19 protein-coding genes and 1 tRNA gene are annotated in these 18,647 nt (G+C 64.2%); 4 read left to right on the forward strand and 16 right to left on the reverse strand.

The genetic code is table 11. The features are described 5' to 3' along the window. Positions 1–230 precede the first annotated feature (230 nt). Positions 231–2,399 carry a methyl-accepting chemotaxis protein gene (locus tag AMD14_RS16280; protein ID WP_011052056.1) on the forward strand — a complete coding sequence of 723 codons (2,169 nt, stop codon included), beginning with the start codon at positions 231–233 and terminating at the stop codon, positions 2,397–2,399. Positions 2,400–2,764: 365 nt separating this feature from the next. On the opposite strand, the gene AMD14_RS16285 is transcribed toward AMD14_RS16280, so the two are convergent. Then, the gene (locus AMD14_RS16285) at positions 2,765–3,391 is read right to left on the reverse strand and encodes a LysE/ArgO family amino acid transporter (RefSeq protein WP_011052057.1); all 627 of its coding nucleotides are present in this window, start codon (positions 3,389–3,391) and stop codon (positions 2,765–2,767) included. 101 nt (positions 3,392–3,492) lie between these two features. Here AMD14_RS16285 and AMD14_RS16290 point away from each other — a divergent pair, with 101 nt between their 5' ends. Beyond that, positions 3,493–4,395 (forward strand): LysR family transcriptional regulator ArgP, encoded by a 903-nt coding sequence (locus AMD14_RS16290; RefSeq protein WP_011052058.1) that lies wholly within the window; start codon positions 3,493–3,495, stop codon positions 4,393–4,395. A gap of 273 nt (positions 4,396–4,668) precedes the next feature. Here the strand turns inward: AMD14_RS16290 and AMD14_RS16295 are convergent, their stop codons facing one another. Next, positions 4,669–5,028, reverse strand: a complete 360-nt coding sequence (locus tag AMD14_RS16295) for a response regulator (RefSeq protein WP_003482555.1) — start codon at positions 5,026–5,028, stop codon at positions 4,669–4,671. Further along, positions 5,025–6,032, reverse strand: a complete 1,008-nt coding sequence (locus tag AMD14_RS16300; RefSeq protein ID WP_011052059.1) for a sensor histidine kinase — start codon at positions 6,030–6,032, stop codon at positions 5,025–5,027. The genes AMD14_RS16295 and AMD14_RS16300 overlap by 4 nt, the downstream gene beginning before the upstream one ends. 274 nt (positions 6,033–6,306) lie before the next feature. Here AMD14_RS16300 and queC point away from each other — a divergent pair, with 274 nt between their 5' ends. Then, positions 6,307–6,981, forward strand: coding sequence for a 7-cyano-7-deazaguanine synthase QueC (gene queC / locus AMD14_RS16305; protein ID WP_005913660.1), 675 nt, complete (start codon positions 6,307–6,309; stop codon positions 6,979–6,981). 47 nt (positions 6,982–7,028) lie between these two features. Beyond that, positions 7,029–7,104 (forward strand) — tRNA-Lys (locus tag AMD14_RS16310). A 242-nt stretch (positions 7,105–7,346) separates the two neighbouring features. Here the strand turns inward: AMD14_RS16310 and queE are convergent. The 13 genes from queE to ruvC all read right to left on the reverse strand — a co-directional run bounded on the left by queE (position 7,347) and on the right by ruvC (position 18,559). Continuing rightward, positions 7,347–8,030: a 7-carboxy-7-deazaguanine synthase QueE gene (gene queE, locus AMD14_RS16315; protein WP_005913658.1), complete on the reverse strand. Its 684-nt coding sequence runs from the start codon at positions 8,028–8,030 to the stop codon at positions 7,347–7,349. A gap of 42 nt (positions 8,031–8,072) precedes the next feature. Further along, entirely contained in the window at positions 8,073–8,891 is an 819-nt protein-coding gene (gene ybgF, locus AMD14_RS16320) for a tol-pal system protein YbgF (protein WP_011052060.1), read from the reverse strand. 6 nt (positions 8,892–8,897) lie between these two features. Continuing rightward, positions 8,898–9,416: a peptidoglycan-associated lipoprotein Pal gene (gene pal, locus AMD14_RS16325; protein ID WP_015463494.1), complete on the reverse strand. Its 519-nt coding sequence runs from the start codon at positions 9,414–9,416 to the stop codon at positions 8,898–8,900. Between the two features lie 57 nt (positions 9,417–9,473). Next, on the reverse strand, positions 9,474–10,793 hold the full coding sequence (tolB, locus tag AMD14_RS16330) for a Tol-Pal system beta propeller repeat protein TolB (RefSeq protein WP_003482565.1): 1,320 nt from the start codon (positions 10,791–10,793) through the stop codon (positions 9,474–9,476). A 185-nt stretch (positions 10,794–10,978) separates the two neighbouring features. Continuing rightward, a complete protein-coding gene (gene tolA, locus AMD14_RS16335; RefSeq protein WP_003482566.1) occupies positions 10,979–12,019 on the reverse strand; it encodes a cell envelope integrity protein TolA in 1,041 nt (346 codons plus the stop codon). Further along, entirely contained in the window at positions 12,009–12,458 is a 450-nt protein-coding gene (tolR, locus tag AMD14_RS16340) for a protein TolR (RefSeq protein WP_005913652.1), read from the reverse strand. The genes tolA and tolR overlap by 11 nt, the downstream gene beginning before the upstream one ends. 157 nt (positions 12,459–12,615) lie before the next feature. After that, positions 12,616–13,395 (reverse strand): protein TolQ, encoded by a 780-nt coding sequence (gene tolQ, locus AMD14_RS16345; RefSeq protein ID WP_003482569.1) that lies wholly within the window; start codon positions 13,393–13,395, stop codon positions 12,616–12,618. Between the two features lie 11 nt (positions 13,396–13,406). Further along, the gene (gene ybgC, locus AMD14_RS16350) at positions 13,407–13,865 is read right to left on the reverse strand and encodes a tol-pal system-associated acyl-CoA thioesterase (protein ID WP_003482571.1); all 459 of its coding nucleotides are present in this window, start codon (positions 13,863–13,865) and stop codon (positions 13,407–13,409) included. Positions 13,866–13,917: 52 nt separating this feature from the next. Continuing rightward, on the reverse strand, positions 13,918–14,958 hold the full coding sequence (gene ruvB, locus AMD14_RS16355) for a Holliday junction branch migration DNA helicase RuvB (protein WP_003482572.1): 1,041 nt from the start codon (positions 14,956–14,958) through the stop codon (positions 13,918–13,920). 39 nt (positions 14,959–14,997) lie between these two features. Beyond that, entirely contained in the window at positions 14,998–15,228 is a 231-nt protein-coding gene (locus tag AMD14_RS16360) for a hypothetical protein (protein ID WP_015463495.1), read from the reverse strand. Between the two features lie 2 nt (positions 15,229–15,230). Continuing rightward, positions 15,231–17,135 (reverse strand): potassium transporter Kup, encoded by a 1,905-nt coding sequence (locus AMD14_RS16365; protein WP_011052062.1) that lies wholly within the window; start codon positions 17,133–17,135, stop codon positions 15,231–15,233. 196 nt (positions 17,136–17,331) lie between these two features. Continuing rightward, positions 17,332–17,916 carry a Holliday junction branch migration protein RuvA gene (gene ruvA / locus AMD14_RS16370; protein ID WP_003482577.1) on the reverse strand — a complete coding sequence of 195 codons (585 nt, stop codon included), beginning with the start codon at positions 17,914–17,916 and terminating at the stop codon, positions 17,332–17,334. A gap of 118 nt (positions 17,917–18,034) precedes the next feature. Further along, on the reverse strand, positions 18,035–18,559 hold the full coding sequence (gene ruvC / locus AMD14_RS16375; protein ID WP_003482580.1) for a crossover junction endodeoxyribonuclease RuvC: 525 nt from the start codon (positions 18,557–18,559) through the stop codon (positions 18,035–18,037). Positions 18,560–18,647: the final 88 nt, after the last annotated feature.

Here is an 18,647-nt window from a genome sequence, read left to right on the forward strand (position 1 = left end):
CTGAGACGCTTCGATCCGGCCAGATGCACATAAATTTGCGCCTTGGAGCTCCCATGTCAGGACACGGGAAGCCGCTGTCAGGAAACTCCCGATCTGTAATGAATCAACGGTAAGTATTTTCGATCGACGGTCTTTAGCTCCCTGGAATCCGGCCGCTAGCTGGGCAAGGCGCTTGAGTCGATGCACCCCGCATCCACCGAGCTGCTCAGCTGTGCTACCTGGAAGCGGTCATGAATGACTTTCTGCAACGCCTCAATGTCGGCCGTCGCCTCGGAATGGCCTTCGGTATTCTGATTCTGCTGTCGGGCCTGCTGGTGGCCACCGGCCTGATCACCATGTCCAATGCGCGTTATGAGCTGGACACCATCGTCAACAACAACATGGAAAGGATCCGACTGTCCTCCGAAATGCTCGATGCCAACACCAACGTGGCGATCGGCTTGCGCGACGTGGTGATGGTCTCCGGCGATGCGGCCAACCGGCGCGCACTGGACATGATCGAAAAGAGTCGTGCGCGCTACAAGCAGGCCCACGATGCCTTGGCTGCGATGCCGAGCAGCGAACTCGAGAAAAAAGCGCTAACGCTGGTGCAGGAAAAGCGCGACGTCTCGGTCAAGTTCAACAACCAGATCCTCGACTACGGCATACGCGACCAGAATCAGCAAGCGCAAGCCTTGTTGCAAGGTGCTGCCGCTGCGGCGATGGACGAGCAACAAGCCGCGATTGCTGCAAATGCTGCCTTAGAGCGCCGCCTCAGCAAAGATGCTTACGCGGCAGCCGTTGCATCGATGCATAACGGCAAGATCATCCTGGCCAGCGGCGGCATTGCTGCGCTGGCGATCAGTGCGCTGCTCGCATGGTTGATTACGCGCAGCCTGACCAGGCCGTTGAGCCAGGCCACGCGCACTGCCGAAGCCATTGCCGCAGGCGATCTGCGCAACGATGTGCACACCACCGCAACGGATGAAACAGGTCGCCTGTTGCAGGCCATGGACAAGATGCAACTGCAGCTGCGCAACCTCATCGCGGCGCAGACCGACATGGCCAAGCATCATGACAACGGCCAGATCAGCTTCCGCATCGACGCAACCGTCTTCCCGGGCGACTACGGCCGCATGGCCAACGACACCAATGCGTTGGTGGCCTCGCACGTGGCCGTGCAAAACGATCTGGCGCGCATCATGGGGCGCTATGCCATCGGCGAACTCTCCGAAGACATGCAGCCCTTGCCGGGCGAAAAGGCCGCCTTCAGCAACACCATGTCGCAGGTCAAGCTCAACCTGTCGGCAATGAATCACCAGATCAAGCACCTTGCACAGGCCGCCGCCAATGGCGACTTCAGTGCCCGCGGCGATGTCGAGCGCTTCCAGTTCGACTTCCGCGTCATGGTGGAGAGCCTGAACCAGTTGATGTCCACCGCGGACGGCAATCTGCAATCGCTGTCGGCACTGCTGCAGTCGATCGCAGCCGGCGACCTCACCGCACGCATGAGCGGCGACTTCCGCGGCGTGTTCGCACAGATGCGCGATGACGCCAATGCGACAGCGAGCCAGCTGGCGCAGATCGTCGGCAACATCCAGCAGTCGGCAGTGTCGATCAACGCGGCTGCCACCGAGATCGCCGCGGGCAATCAGGATCTGTCGCAGCGGACCGAGCAGCAGGCGGCCAACCTGGAAGAGACCGCCGCCTCGATGGAAGAGCTGACCTCCACCGTCAAGCAGAATGCCGAGAGTGCGCGCCAGGCCAATCAACTGGCGATCGGCGCCGCACGCGTGGCCTCGGAGGGTGGCAATGTGGTTGGTAAGGTCGTGGACACGATGAGTGGTATCGAAGCCTCGTCCAAGAAGATCGCCGACATCATCTCCGTCATCGACGGCATTGCCTTCCAGACCAACATCCTGGCGCTGAACGCCGCGGTGGAAGCTGCCCGTGCAGGCGAACAAGGTCGTGGCTTTGCGGTTGTCGCCTCGGAAGTGCGCACGCTGGCGCAGCGTTCCTCCGGCGCAGCGAAAGAGATCAAGGACCTGATCGACGATTCCGTTCAACGCGTGGCCGAAGGCTCGGCACTGGTGCACAGCGCCGGCAAGACCATGGGCGAGGTCGTGGCCAGCGTCCAGCGCGTCACCGATATCATGGGCGAGATTTCGGCGGCCTCGCAGGAGCAATCTGCCGGCATCGAACAGGTCAATCAAACCATCACGCACATGGACGAAACCACGCAACAGAATGCGGCGCTGGTGGAAGAAGCCACTGCCGCCGCCCGCTCCATGGAAGAACAAGCCGTGCAGCTCACCGACGCGGTCGCCATCTTCAAGATCGATGCAAGGCAGGTACGCCGGGCAGACACGCGCGCCACCGCACCGGTCGCGCATCTGTTGAACAAGGTTCGCCACGCCTGAGCAGTGGCGTGGCCCGCTGGCTGCCCTCCAAAGGCGCAGCTGGCGTGAGCGGACCGAAGCGCCTGCCGGCGGCAATCGCAACAAGCCGCTCACGTCGTCCCAAGCGCGCCCTGAGAGGCGCGCTTGGCTGTTGCAACGGCGCAGCCACATTCCAGGGACACCATCTACCCCAACGCCGCCTGTTCGCTGTCACAGAAACTGCCAAAACATATCGAATTGTCGAGCAATCCCTGCATCGGCGGCGATCCGATGGCCCTGGCCTGGCGGATGGACTGCAACAGATCACGATTGAAACAGCAGGATGTCCGGCTCCGATATGTCGGTAGTTGCTGCGCAATGACTGCATAACGCTCCGGACAGAGCGATCAGCGCAGCTCCGCGTGCTCGGGGAGCAGCAACAGCACGCACAGCAGCAGCATGAAGACCGCGATCAGTCCATCCAGTATCCGCCACGCACGCGGATGCCGAAACACTGGCTGCAACAGGCGGGCCCCATAGCCCAGGCCAGAGAACCAGCTCACGCTGGCCACACACGCACCCAGTGCAAATGCCCAGCGCAACGCGCCGGGGTAATGCGTCGCCAGACTGCCGAGCAAGAGCATCGTATCGAGATAGACGTGCGGGTTGAGAAAGGTAAACGCCAGGCAGGTGAGCATGGCGCGTTGCCAGCGATCTTCGCCCTGTTCCGCTGGCGACATTGCGCCATCTCCGCGCCAGGCACGGCGTGCCGCCATCCCCCCATACACCGCCAGAAACGCAGCGCCCGCATAGCGCAACACCTGCAGCAGGCCCGACCATTGCTGCGCCAACACGCCGATTCCGGCGACGCCGAGCAGGATCAGCGCGATATCTCCAAGTGCACAGATCGTCACCACCAGTCCCACGTGCTGGCGCTTGAGCCCCTGCCGCAGCACGAACGCATTCTGCGCGCCGATCGCGACGATGAGACCGGCACCGGCAAGGAAACCGGCCACTGTTGCTTGAACGATCATGGTGTTGTCTCCGAGGCTGGAGTGAATCGTGCGTCCTCGCGTCGGATTAGGAAAACTAAATAATCTGTATGCTCATTAGAACTTCTAATGTCGGCAAAAGCATGGATCTTCTGCACCCGCAATTGGCCGCCTTCGCAGCCGTTCTGAATGAGGGCAGCTTCGACGCGGCCGCGCAGCGTCTTGCACTGACGCCCTCGGCAATCTCGCAACGCATCAAGGCGCTCGAAGACCGACTCGGGCAGGTACTGGTCATGCGCACGGCGCCCTGCCGGCCCACGCCGGCCGGCGAACGGCTGCTGCGCCGGCTCAAACCCATGCAGGTCCTCGAGGCCGAAGCGGTCGCCGACCTCCTGCCTGGCGATCGCATCGCCGGTCATCCACGCACTCTCGCCATCGCGGTCAATGACGACTCGTTACAGACCTGGTTCCTGCAGGCGCTGTCTTCGCTGCACCGGGCGCACGGCTTTTTGTTCGATGTACAGATGGACGACCAGGACCACACCCTGGAATTGCTGCGCGCTGGCAGCGTGCTGGGCGCGGTCACCTCGGAGCGCGCGCCACTGCAGGGTTGCAACGTCCAGGCGTTGGGCGTGATGCGCTACCACGCGATCGCATCGGCAGCGTTCGTCGCCGCACATTTCCAGGACGGCTTTACCGCCGACGCGCTGGGGAAGGCGCCGATGCTGGTGTTCAATCGCAAAGACACCTTGCAGGCGCGTTTCGTCAGGCGGATCACGCGTGCCCGGCTGACCCCGCCCACGCATTACCTGCCCACCTCCACCGGCTTTGTCGAAGCCGCTGCACGCGAGCTGGGCTGGTGCCTGGCGCCCGAAGCGATGGTGCTGCCTGCGGTGCGCAACAGGCAGGTCGTCATCATCGACCCCACCCGCTGGCTCGATGTTCCGCTGTACTGGCAATACACCGCTGTGCGCTCGAACGCCTTGCAACAACTCAGCCAGGCACTGCGCAAGGCGGCTGCCACCAGCTTGCGTGGCAGCAGATAGACACCACGCCCACCGATCTCACCGCCGGCCAATCGCCGGACTGCCATGCATCTGCGGCGCTCCGAGTTTACCGGCCCTAATCGCCGCGTTGGCTGCACCTGCCACGTTAGCCAGGTAATCAGTGGGCAGGCACGCCCAAGCGGTGATTCAAGGCATTATCCGCGCCGATTGAATGCCGACCGTGCCATGCGCGCCCTGGCACTGTGGCGGTCGGCAATATCGAACTCCTCGCCCGCAACTAATGTCGTTCAACTGCAGTAAACCCGCGCTGGATCACTCGGCGCTGCGGTGCTGCAAAAGCGATAGCGCATGCTTCAGATCACGAAAATGGAAGGGTTTCTGCAGGCCGTGCCGGTGCCGGTACCTTTCGGGAATCCCGCCCTGGGCATAGCCGGTCACGAAGATATACGGAACACCGCGCGCGTCCAGTTCTTCCGCAATCGGAAACGACAAGGTGCCGCCAAGATTGATGTCCAGCAGTGCCAGGTCGAGGTTGCCTGCCTGCACCGCTTGCAGCGCGGCGTCCACGTCGGCCACGGTTGCCGCCACCTCGTAACCCAGTTCCGCCAGGCAATCCTCCAGGAGCATCGCCACCAACGATTCGTCTTCGACCAGGAGCACGCGCATGGTCATGGCCGTGACTCGATATGCTCGCGCGGCAACGGGATGGACACACGGAAACACACGCCAGCCGGATCGAAGGACAGCTCAACTTCGCCCTCGAGGTCGTGCTTCAAGCCACGCTCCAGAAGACGCGTGCCGAACCCCTTGCGCGTGGGTGGCTGCACCGGCGGCCCCCCGGCTTCCCGCCAGATCAATTCAAGCAGTTCCTGCTCGCCGCGTGTGCTGCGCTCCCACGAAACCAGTACATTCCCAGCTGGCAAGGATAATGCGCCGTGCTTGAGCGCGTTGGTACACAGCTCATGCAGCGCCATCGACAGCGCCAATGCGCGCCGCGGATCAAGGCGACAAGAATCACCCTGCAACGTGAACCGCTGGCCGTCGTGCGACTCATAGAGCGCGGCAGCGTCGCGGGTCAGTTCCAGGATGTCGGCGCTGACCCAATTTTCGCGCGTCAGCGTGTCGTGTGCGCGCGACAGCGCCAGCAAGCGCGCATCAAGCTTTTCCTGTGCGTCGCCCAGGCTGCCGGCATTGGTGAACGATTGGCGCGCCAGCGATTGCACCATCACCAACGAATTCTTGACCCGGTGGTTGAGCTCGTTGATCAACAGCTGCAGATGCTGCTCATGCTGCTTGTGTTCGGTGATGTCGCGCGTGGCGCCGGCGATCGCCTCGACCTTGCCGTCGGGTCCGAACACGGGGGTAAAAATGTAGTCGTAGATGCGCAGGCCCTTGGTCGTATGCGGGAATGGCACCTCGCCGCGCACCGGCTGGCCTGTTGCGATCACCTGTTCGATCTCTTCATCGTGCATGGCCGCATGCCAGGGCTCGTAGCCCAGTTCCAGGCAGGTTTTGCCGCAGGCGTCTTCCCAGCGCATTCCCCACATCGTCAACAACGCCTGATTGGCGTAGACGAAGCGATGCTGGATATCGAACACATACAAAAGATCCGGTGTTGCCTGTAGCAGGGCCTCGTAAATGCGCGATTTCGCTGCGTCTTCCTGATGCTCGGCCATTGCGTCATGGTCCTAAAATTGAAGCGAACGATAAATGGACTTACGTGAACGCCTGATCACGCGTATTTGACGTCGGATCAGCTCAAGAAGACGCGCGCCGCCGCTGAGAGAAACCACTTGCGATCGGCCAATACCGCAAGCGCATTCCATTGTTTCCTGCATGTGCCGGCCAACCCGCGGCAGCCAAACCTGGATCGATGACCGGCTCCTGGTCGCCCTGCACCATCGTCCCTGATAGCCTTCGGGCTTATTCCGCAGTGATCGCCGATTCGCCATGAAAAAAGCCGTTGTTCTATTGTCCGGTGGCATGGATTCCGCCGCCGTCATCGCACTCGCGCAGGAGCAGGGCTTTGCCGTCTACGCGCTGAGCGTTCGTTATGGCCAACGCCATACGTCGGAACTGGACGCTGCAGCGCGCGTTGCTGCCGCGCAGGGCGTCATTGCGCACAAGGTGGTCGACGTGGACCTGCGCAGCATCGGCGGCTCGGCCTTGACCGACGACATCGAGGTCCCCGACGCTGGCGGCGACGGTATCCCCGTTACGTATGTGCCCGCGCGCAACACCATCATGCTGTCGCTGGCGCTCGGTTGGGCCGAGGTCATCGGCGCCAACGATCTGTTCTGTGGCGTCAATGCGGTGGACTACTCTGGCTACCCCGATTGCCGTCCCGAGTTCGTGCGGGCTTTCGAGGTGCTGGCCAACCTGGCCACCAAGGCAGGTGTGGAAGGCGCGGGGCTGCGCGTGCACGCACCACTGCAGTTCCTCAGCAAGGCCGACATCGTCCGTGAAGGCGTGCGCCTGGGCGTGGACTTCGGCGTCACCGTCTCCTGCTACCGCGCAGATGCGGATGGGCGCGCCTGCGGCCACTGCGACGCCTGCCGCCTGCGCGCGGCCGGCTTCGCCGATGCGGGCATTCCCGACCCCACACACTACGCCATTTTGTCTTGACGCTCGCGTAGGGTAGAATGCGCACCCCGACGCAATGTCGGGTCAGTGGGCCGTTAGCTCAGTCGGTAGAGCAGAAGACTTTTAATCTTTTGGTCGATGGTTCGAATCCATCACGGCCCACCATCTCCAGCAAGGCTTTCAGCGAACCTCATCGCTCCGCGAGAAGGCATCCGCTCCGAAATTCCGCAGTATTCGGTTGCCCTGCAAACGCGCAGGCACCGATGCGCCGCGACGTCATCGCGTAGCGTCCATCGGGTCTTTGCCACTGGTGGGATTGCCCGCCGCCTGAGCAGACCAAGACACCGTCCAGATCTTTTTGTCGGCGCAAGTCAGTCGCACGATGCGCTGCGCTACGTGCCTGACCCTCAACGCCCAGGCTCGTCGTTCCACAGCAGCTTGTGCAGCTGCATCTGGAAACGCACCGGCAAGCGGTCGGCTACGATCCAGTCGGCCAGCTGCCGTGGGCTAACCTCGCTTTTGCTCGGCGAAAACCACACCGTGCAGCGGCGATCCAGCGCATGCGCGGCCACGATCTCGCGCGACCATTCGTAGTCGGCGCGGCTGCAGATCACGAACTTGATCTGGTCGCGCGCGGTCAGCAGCGGGAGGTTTTCCCAGCGATTGCGTGCCTCCTCGCCGGATGCGGGCGTCTTGATGTCGACCACGCGCGAGACGCGCGAATCGACGGCAGACACGTCCAGCGCACCGGATGTCTCCAGCGAAACATCGAAGCCGGCATCGCACAGCTTCTGCAGCAGCACCAGGCAGCGCTTCTGCGCCAACGGCTCGCCGCCGGTCACGCAGACATGGCGCACGCCGTGGCTGGCAACCTCGGCAACGATTGCGTCGATGTCATGCCACTGCCCGCCATGGAACGCGTAGGCGGTGTCGCAATAGTGGCAACGCAGCGGGCAGCCGGTCAGCCGCACGAATACCGTCGGCCAGCCGGCCGCTTCGGCTTCGCCTTGCAGGGACAAAAAGATTTCGGTGATCTTCAATCGCGGCAATGGCGATTGGACGATCTCGCTGGGGACGGCGGCGGCGTTCATGGGCAAAGTATGCGCCGTGCCCACAGGCACAGACGCGCAGGCTCAGCGCAGTTGCTGGCCGAGACGGATGGACTGCAGGCGCTCCTGCGCAACGCGTGCCGCGTCGGAGCCAGGGTACTGCGAAGCGACCTGCTGCAAGGTCTGCTGGGCCTCGTTGTTCTTGCCTTCGCCATACTGCGACAGGCCAAGCTTCAACAAGCCGCCGGCGGCCTTGTCATGCGTGGGATAACGGCTGACGAGATCGCGGAACTGCGCCTCGGCAAGCTGGAAATTACGGGTGGCGTAATAACTCTCGCCCAGCCAATACAAGGCATTGGGGGTATAGACGCCGTTGGGATAGAGCTCCAGAAAGCTCAGGAACAGCTGCGACGCATCGTCGTATTTGCCGTTCTTCAACGCATCGAACGCTACGTTGTACGCAGTACGTTCGTCGTTGCTGACGGCCAGGGTGCCTGGGTCGCCGTGGACGGTGGGCGGCTTCTCGGAAGTTGCCGCCGCTGCGGGCCGCGCGGCGGGTGCCGGGGCCGGGGTCACGTTGCCGGTCGCTGGGGGCAATGGCGGAGTTGCGCCACCTGCGCCTTCCAACCGGTTCAAGCGTCCATCCAGGTCCAGATACTGGTCCTTGGACTGCTGCTTGAGTTGCTCATTGTCGTGCTGCAGCTGTTCGACGGTCGACCGCAACGCCTGCAGGTCCGAACGCGCCTGCTGCAGCTGATTGAGGAGATCGTTATTGGCCTGACTATTGGCCTGCTGCTGCTCGAGCACGGCCACACGATCAGCGAGACTGGCTCGCTGGGCGTATGCCGGCGCGGCGACCACAAGGGCCGCCGCGACGAACAGGGATGTCACTCGAAAGCGCATCGCTTCTTACTGAGCCGTGTACACGATTTCGACGCGGCGGTTCTGCGACCAGCAGGACTCGTTCGACTCGGTGCAGACCGGACGCTCTTCGCCGTAGCTGACCACGGTCAGCTGGCTGGCCGAGCCGCCCGCAGCCTGCAGCGAGGACGACACGGCATTGCCGCGACGCTCGCCCAGACCCATGTTGTACTCACGCGAACCGCGCTCGTCAGCATTGCCCTGCAGGGTGATGCGCGAGGAAGGACGGTCACGCAGGTACTTGGCGTGGCAAGCCATGATGGCCTGGAATTCCGGCTTCAGGGAGTCCTGATCCAGATCGAAGTAAACAACGCGCTGACGCAGGCAGGCATCGGCATCCAGGTCGCCCGGACCATACAGGCCAGAGGTGGACGGGCCGGTGGGAACCGAGGAACCAGCGGTGGTATCGGTCGCAGGGGGCGGAGTTTCCTTCACCTTCTTCGAGCAACCAGCCAGCACAGCAACGGACAGCAGGGAGACAAGCAAGACGCGGGTGGACTTGTTCATGGGGTACCTATGGAGGCTCTGGGCCAATGAGTGGTTTAACGCAGCGAAATATTAACATTAATGCGCGGTTCGGTAAGGCCCCCATGCGGGTTCTCTCACATCGCCGTCGGCCAGCACCAGGCGCTGGCGGACCCGAGCGTCGGAAGAGACCGCGTACAGCACGCCACGGCCACCTTCGCGTGCGGCGTACAACACCATGCTGGCGTTGGGCGCAAAGCTCGGCGATTCGTCCAGAGAACCCGGCGACAGCGTGCTCCAGCTCGGCGAACCCAGGCTGCGGTCCATCATCGCGATGCGGTAGGTATTGCCGCTGCCCTGTGCCACGGCAATCTTCTTGCCGTCGAACGACACGCTGGCGGTGGCGTTGTAGTTACCCTGGAAGGTCACGCGGTTGGCGCTGCCGCCGCTGGCTGCCACCTGATAGATCTGCGGACGACCGCCGCGATCGGAGGTGAAGTAGATGCTGCCGCCATCCGGCGCCCAGGTCGGCTCGGTGTCGATGCCGAAGTGGTTGGTGAGCTGGGTCAGCTGCTTGCTTCCCAGGTCCATCACATAAATTTCCGGGTTGCCGCTACGCGACAACGCCAGCGCCAGGCGACGTCCGTCCGGCGAAAACGACGGCGCGCCGTTGATGCCGCGGAAGCTGGAGACCAGTTCGCGTGCGCCGGTGGCGATGTCCTGCAGATAGATCGACGAGTTGCCGCGCTCGAAGCTCACGTAGGCCAGCTTCTTGCCGTCCGGGCTCCAGTTCGGCGACAGCAGCGGCTCGGCCGAACGCACGATGGTCTGCGGGTTGTAGCCGTCCGAGTCGGCCACCATCAGCGCATAGCGCATGGCGCCGCCCTTGCCGCTGGCGGTCACGTAGGCAATGCGGGTCCAGAAGGCGCCGCGTACGCCAGTGATCTTTTCGTAGATGGCATCGGCCATCTGGTGCGAAACATCGCGCATTGCGTTGGCACGCGCCGTCATCGCCAGGCCAAGCATGCGCTCGCCCTTGGCCACGTCGAACAATTCGTATTCGACCCGGTATGCGCCTTCGCCGGCATCCATGACGCGGCCGACCACGATGTAGTTCTGCTTGAGGGTGCGCCAGGTCTGGAACTGCACCTCGGTGCCACGGGTCGGTTTTTCGACGATCTGCGCGGCCGGCAGCGTGCGGAACTGGCCGGAACGATCCAGGTCGGCGCCGACCACGGCGGACACGTCGGTCTGCGGCGCGGTGCCCGAGCCCTGATACGGCATCGGAATGACGGCGATCGGCGTGGCAGACGCGCTACCGCCGACGATATCGATGGTGAGACCTTGCTGCTGCGCGAGCGCGCTCAGCGGCAACAACAGGGCGGTCAAGGCAGCTAGCCAACGCAGCGGTTTTTTCATGGACGGCTCGGATCGGGCAGGAAAAGTGTGCAAGGGATAGCAATCAACGAGTGAACATACTCGCAATCGTGAATGAGGTGACGTGAAAACGGAGCGAGCGATCGTGTAGCGACATGCACAGCCCCGAGGGCATCACCTGGGGGCATCAGGCTGCGGCGCCAGTGGCAGCCTCAGCCCGACGACGGTTACTGATCCTGCGCAGTGAACACAAAGGTCAGGTTGCGCTGAAACACCGATTCGAATCCGCGGTAAGGCAATGGCTGGGCGCTCAGTACGGCGGCTTCGATCGAACGCTGGCCAGCCTCGTCGTAGGGGCAGCCCGGCGCCACCTTGGCCTCCATCACGCTGCCGCCCGGCAACTGGCGGATGTTGATGGTGCATTTCTGGCCTGGCGGCACCGACGGCGGACGCACCCACTGCGCCAACACCTTCTGTTGAATCGCCGCGGCGTACTTGGCCGACAGGTCGGTGCTGGTACCGCCCTGCCCTGCGGTCGGCTGCGCGCTGGTCGCGGCGGCCGCAGAGGCCTGCTGCGCACGTGCGGCGGCGACCTGGCGCAGCTTCTGCTCGGCGAGCGCCATTTCCTTATCGGCTTGCGCGCGCTGACGACGGATGTCGGCGATCTTCTTCTGGCGTTCGGCTTCTTCCGCCGCCTGCTGTGCAGCCGCCTGCTTCTTCTTGGCGTCGGCTTCTTCCTGCTGCTTGGCGAGGCGCAATTTCTGCTCGGCCTCTTCCTGGCGTTTGCGCTCGGTCAGGTCGATCTGCTCCTGGCGCCGCTTGGCTTCCTGTTCCTGCTTGGCCTTTTCGGCGGAAATGGCCAGTGCATCCACGCGCTCCTGGTCGACCTTGTCGGGCTGGGCGACGCGCTCCTGTGCCTGCGCCTGCTGCGGCGTGGGCGCATCCTGCGGGCGCGGCTCGGGGATCGGCTGCGGCGGTGGCACGCTGTCTTCCGGCGCGGGTTCGGGCAACGGCGCGGGCGGGGGCGGCGTTTCGACCGGCGTGGCTTTCAGTGCCTGGCGCGCAACCCGCGCCTCGGCAGCTGACACGTCCAGCGAAGCTTCCATGCTGGGATCGCCTGCGGCCGGTTCCACCGAGCGTTCGGGCGACCACAGCCAGCCGGCGATAAACACCAGCGCGACCAGGACGTGCACGACCAATGCCAGGACGACCGGTCGAAACCAGCCGTCATCGCGCGCCGCTTGCGTGGGGAGTGCGTCAGCGTGCATCGCTGCCTGCGGTGCCGCCGGAGTCGGAAATCAGGCCCACTTTCTCGACCTTGGCCTGCTTGAGCACGTCGATGGCATCCATGATCTTCTGGTACGGCGCGGCGCGATCGCCCGCCACCACCACCCGTGCGTCCTTGTCCTGCGCCACGATGGCAGCCAGCTGCGCCTGCAGCGCGGCCACGTCCATCGCCTGCGGCTTGCCCTTGGGCAGTTGCAGGGCCAATTTGCCATCGGCAGCGACCACCACCACCACCGGGTCCTGCTTGCTCTCCAGCGCCTTGGCGCGCGAACTGGGCAGGCTGACGTCGGTGCTCAGGGTCAGCAACGGTGCAGTGACCATAAAGATGATCAGCAGCACGAGCATCACGTCGATATACGGCACGACGTTGATGTCGGATTTGAGCTTGCGCTTCTTACGACGGGAAATACCGGAGATCATCGCGAAACGTTCCTAATTAGTCCTCGGCGCCGGCTGGCAGTGCGCTTGCACGGTGCCCCGAAAAGGGACACCTGCTCGTGGCACTGTGCACCGACGCGACTGGCCCTGCCGGACACTTCCCGCGTCACGCCGTGCGGGGACATGCCGGGAGCGCGCATCACTCGTCCGCGCCGGCCTGGCGCTGCAGGATGGAGCTGAACTCGTCGGCGAAGGTCTCATAGCGCACCGACAGCCGTTCCACGCGGGTGGTAAAGCGGTTGTAGGCCCACACGGCCGGAATCGCCACGAACAGACCGATGGCGGTGGCGAACAACGCTTCGGAGATACCCGGCGCCACGGCCGCGATACCGGCCTGCTCGCCGCTGCTGACCATGTCGTGCATGGTCACCATGATGCCGAACACGGTACCGACCAGGCCGACGTACGGCGCAGTGGAGCCGATGTTGGCCAACAGTTCGAGATTGCGTTCGAGCTGATCGACTTCACGGGTGAACGCGGTGCGCATGGCGCGCTGTGCGCCTTCCAACTGCACGCGCGCATCCAGACGGCGGCGGTCGCGCAGACGCGAGAACTCGCGAAAGCCGCTTTCGAACATCGACTCCAGACCGCCGACGGTCCGGTTGCGGTCGGTTGCCGAGGCGTACAGCTTGGCCAGATCCGCACCGGACCAGAAGCGGTTTTCGAACTCGTCCGCCTCGCGGTTGGCCTGCTTGAACGCACGCGCCTTGCGGAAAATGATCACCCAGCTGATGAACGAGCCGATCAACAGCAGCAGCACGATGATCTTGACCGGGATACTGGCGCGCAGGATCAGGTCTACATAGTTGATGCTGCTGTTGTGCGCCACGCTGGCGGTCTGCGCCGCGGCAGCGGCGACGTCCTGCGGCAGTGCTTCCACTACCGTGTCCTGCAGGGCCAGGAGCAATGCAATCGACATCCGTTCGTTCCTCAGTAATCGGATTCTGGGGTTTCTAGAGCTTTCAACACGTCATACAGCGCATCGTCCATGCCGCGCGGGCGGAAGTCGCTGGTACCGAGCGCGGCAATGCGCACCTCGGCGGTCAGCAGCACTTCGCCTTCGCGACGGACCGATTGCGCGAAGAGCAGGCTGGCCCGTCTGCATCGCAGCAACACCGCCGACACTGACAGCGCGTCGTCGAGCCGGGCCGGCTTGAGGAAATCCAGTTGCATCGAGCGAACCGCAAACACCAGGTCGTGCTCCTGGCGCATACGCTCCTGCCCGTAACCGAGCGCGCGCATCCACTCCGTGCGCGCGCGTTCCATGAAGGCAACGTAGCGCGCGTGATAGACCACCCCGCCGGCGTCGGTATCTTCCCAGTAGACGCGTGTCGGCCAACTGAATACCGGCAGGGATTGGGGATTGGGGAATGGGGATTCGATGGTCATGGGCAGGGAGTTCCGGTCGCGACGGCCCAGGTTGGCGACCAGCAGAGCGTCGTCAAAACAGGTCTCCCGGTTCGCCAATGCCCGGGGCGCGCTCGCGCGGCGGTTTCAGGCCCAGGTGCAGATAGGCCTTGGGCGTGACCATGCGGCCGCGCGCGGTGCGGATCAGAAAGCCCTGCTGGATCAGGTACGGCTCGATCACATCTTCCAGCGTGCCGCGCTCCTCCGACAGCGAGGCGGCCAGCGATTCCACGCCGACCGGGCCGCCGTCGAAGTGTTCGACGATGGTGCGCAACATGCGGCGGTCGAGCTCGTCAAAGCCTTCCGGGTCGACCTTGAGCATCTGCATGGCCGCCTGCGCCACCGGCAGATCGATATGCCCGGCCGCCTTGACCTGGGCGTAGTCGCGCACGCGACGCAGCAAGCGGTTGGCGATACGCGGGGTGCCGCGCGCACGGCGTGCGATTTCCGCCGCACCTTCGGCCGTGCAGTCGATGCCGAGAATCGCCGCCGAGCGGATCACGATGCGGGTCAGTTCCTGCGGGGAATAGAACTCCAGCCGCTGCACGATGCCGAAGCGGTCGCGCAGCGGTGCGGTCAGCAATCCGGCACGCGTGGTGGCACCGATCAGGGTGAACGGCGGCAGGTCGATCTTGATCGAACGCGCGGCCGGGCCGTCGCCGATCATGATGTCGATCTGGAAATCTTCCATTGCCGGATACAGCACTTCCTCCACCACCGGCGAGAGGCGATGGATTTCGTCGATGAACAACACATCGTGCGGCTGCAGGTTGGTCAACAACGCCGCGAGATCGCCGGCCTTTTCGATCACCGGGCCGGAGGTCACGCGCAGGCTCACGCCCAGCTCGTTGGCAATGACGTGACTGAGCGTGGTCTTGCCGAGCCCCGGCGGGCCGAAGATCAGCACATGATCCATCGCCTCGCCACGCGCCTTGGCCGCCTGGATGTAGATCTCCATCTGCTCGCGCACCGGTTGCTGGCCGAGATAATCGGCCAGGCGCTTGGGACGAATGCTCGCATCGGCGGCATCGTCTTCGCGGGTGGAGCTGCTGGCGATGATGCGCTGCTCAGTCATCCGGCCATCTTCTCATGCCGCGCGCGGATGGCCCAGCATCTAGACATCAAGCCCGGCCTGGCGCAGCACTGCGAAGAAGGCTTCGAAGCTCGCGGCGCGCCAGGTCGGCACCAGACCTTCCCAGCGATCGAAATAGACGACCTCCGGTTCGTGCTGCGGCCCGCGTGCGCGGTAGTCGGTGGCCGGCACGCGCCCGAGGGTGAGTGCGTCATCCCAGAAGGTATCCAGGCTCGGTGAGCGCGCGTAGACCATCCACTTGAGCGCGGCCACGCTCAGATCTCCACTTGCGCGCCCAACTCGACCAGGCGGTTACCGGGGATGCGGAAGAATCCGGTGGCCGGGGCGGCATTGCGGTGCATCAGGGCGAACAGCTTGTCGCGCCAGATCGGCATGCCGCGGTTGGCGCTGGCCACGATGGTTTCGCGGCTGGCGAAATAGGTGGTGTCCATCGGATCGAAATAGATCCCGCCCTGATCGCAGGAGCGCATCAGCGCCAACGGCACGTCCGGGGTCTCCATGAAACCGAAGCGCACATGCACGCGGTAGAACTCGTCGCCGATCGCGTCGATCTTCAGCCGTTTCCCGGCGGCCGCGTACGGCACCTGCAGGGTTTCCACGGTCAGGAACACGTTGCGCTCGTGCAGCACCTTGTTGTGCTTGAGGTTATGCATCAGCGCGTGCGGCACCACCATCGGGTCGGCGGTCAGGAACACGGCCGTCCCGGGCACGCGCACCGGCGGCGCCAGCATCAACCCGGGCAGGAAGGTGTCCAGCTTGATACCGTCCTTGCGGATCTCGTCGTGCAGCAGCTTGCGGCCGCGGCGCCAGGTACGCATCAGGGTGAACAGGATCAGGCCCAGCAACAACGGGAACCAGGCGCCGTCCAGGAACTTGATGATGTTGGCGTAGAAGAACGCGCAGTCCACCGCCAGGAACACCAGCGCGAACAACCATAGCAGCGGCGCCGGCACGCGCGGATTGGCACGTGCGTAGATGATCATCAACACGGTGGTGATCAGCATGGTGCCGGTCACCGAGACGCCGTACGCGGTGGCCAACGAGGCCGAGTCGCCGAAACCGATCACCGCCACCGCCACCAGCGCCAGCAGGCACCAGTTCACCGCCGGCACGTAGATCTGGCCGATGGTGGAGTGCGAGGTATGGCGAATGTGCATGCGCGGGATGTAGCCGAGCTGCATGGCCTGGCTGGCCACCGAATAGGCGCCGGTGATCAGTGCCTGCGAGGCGATCACCGTGGCCGCGGTGGCCAGCACGATCATCGGGTACAGCGCCCACTCCGGCACCGCCTCGTAGAACGGGTTGCTGACCGCGGCTGGATTGCGCAGCACCAGCGCGCCCTGCCCCAGGTAGGTCAAGGTCAGCATCGGCAAGACCACGAACTGCCACGAGCGGCGGATCGCCTTGGCGCCGAAATGGCCCATGTCCGCGTACAGCGCTTCGCCGCCGGTCACCGCCAGCACCACCGCGCCGAGCACGAACACCGCATGCCAGTTGTGTTGCGCGAAGAAGCGCACGCCCCACCACGGATTCAGCGCATGCAGCACTTCCGGTGCACGGGCCATGTTGTAGACGCCGATCGCGCCCAACGCGAAGAACCAGAGCAGGGTGATCGGCCCGAATGCCTTGCCGACGCGTTCGGTGCCGAAGCGCTGCGCCAGGAACAGCATGCTCAGCACCACCAACGTGATCGGCACCACGAACGGCTCCAGCTTGGGCGCGGCCACCTCCAGGCCCTCCACCGCCGACAGCACCGAAATCGCCGGGGTGATGACGCCGTCGCCAAAGAACAGCGAGGCACCGAAGATGCCGAGGATGCCGACCACATACATCGAGCGCGAACCGCCGGGCAACGTGCGTTGCGCCAGCGCAGTCAGCGCCATGATGCCGCCCTCGCCATCGTTGTCGGCACGCATGATCGCGGTGACGTATTTGAGCGTGACCACCAGCATCAGCGCCCAGAACACCAGCGACAGGATGCCCAGCACGGTGTCGTGGTCCGGGGTCAGCCCGTAGTGCGGCGAAAACGCCTCTTTGAGCGTATACAGCGGGCTGGTACCGATATCGCCGAAGACGACGCCGATCGCGCCGATGACCAAGGCGGTCTGGCTATTGACGGGCGCGTGGCTGGAGCCGGCTGATTTGGGGGTGTGAGACATGAGGTGGGCAGTTTTCGCCAGACAGCGTGAAGAAGATAGGGAGACAGCACCTGTCGAAGGTGCCTGCACTGACGTCACAGGCACCCAAGGTACGGGCTGGCCGCGGGCAAGGATGCGCAGTGTACGGGCCGCCCCTGTCGATGCCGAGTGCCGGCCGCGCCCGCTTTGCGGGCCAGGCGATGGTTCGTGGCCGCGCTTAGCGCAGCGCGGCCTGCAGCGCCTTGCGAATGACCGTCGCGACCTCGTCGCCTTCTGCACCGGCGTCGCGCGCCATGCGGGCGGCCTCGGCCGGCTTGTAGCCCAGCTGTTGCAAGGCCACGGTGGCTTCGGAAACGGCGTCGGGCCCCAACTGGCCGGTAATCGGTGCGCCGCTGCTGAAATCGGCGGCGCGGTCGCGCAGTTCCACCACCATGCGCTCGGCGGTCTTCTTGCCGATGCCGGGAATGCGCGTCAGCGCGGTGATGTCGCCGCTGGTGATCAGGCGGGCGAACTCGTCCACGCTGACCCCGGACAACACCGCCAGCGCGATCTTGGCGCCGATGCCGGTGACCTTCTGCACGTCGCGGAACAGCCGCCGCTCGCCTTCGCGCAGGAAGCCATACAGCGACACGCTGTCTTCCTTTTGCGCGTAATGGGTAAACAGGATCACGTCGCGACCGACATCGGGCAGGTCGTAGAAGGTGCTCATCGGCGCCTCTAGCTCATACCCCACCCCACCTACGTCGATCACCAGCCACGGCGGCTGCTTGTAGGCCAGGATCCCGCGCAGACGGCCGATCACTGGGCACCGCCTTGGCGGTGCCGGGAATGGGGAATCGGGAATGGCCAATCGCAACAGCGCGCGCTGTCGTGGACCCTGCGTTTGGGATTCCCGATTCCCGATTGCCGATTCCCGATTCTCATTTCTTGCGGCTCCAGGCCTGTTGGGTATTGACGCCCAGGCGTTGCGCGGTGGCGCGCACGTGGGCGTGAGTGATGGCGACCGCCAATGCGTCGGCAGCGTCGGGCTGCAGCTTGCCATTCAAGTTGAGCATGATGCCGACCATGTGCTGCACCTGCACCTTGTCGGCGCCGCCCTTGCCGACCAGCGCCAGTTTGATTTCTTTGGCCGCGTACTCGTGCACCGGCAGATCGCGCATGACCACCGCGCAGATCGCCGCGCCGCGCGCGTGGCCGAGCTTGAGCGCCGAAGCGGCACTCTTGCCCATGAACACCTTTTCGATCGCGACTTCATCCGGCCGATAGATCTCGATCAACTCGCCCAAGCCCTGCAGCAGGCGCTTGAGCCGCTGGGAGAAATCCCCCTCGCCCAGCAGCATCAGCGGCGCGTGGTGCACATGCCGGCTGCGACCGCCCTCGTCGATGTCGATGATGCCGATGCCGGTGCGCTGCGAACCCGGATCGATGCCCAGGATGCGGGTCATCGAGCGGCCGGGAATGGGAAGTCGGGAATCGGGAATGGGTGGAGCAGCCTACCGGCATGCTCGATGCTGCCGAGCGATGCAGGATGCG

Origin of the sequence: Xanthomonas citri pv. citri, from assembly GCF_000961215.1 — a bacterium.
GTDB classification, from domain to species: domain Bacteria; phylum Pseudomonadota; class Gammaproteobacteria; order Xanthomonadales; family Xanthomonadaceae; genus Xanthomonas; species Xanthomonas cissicola.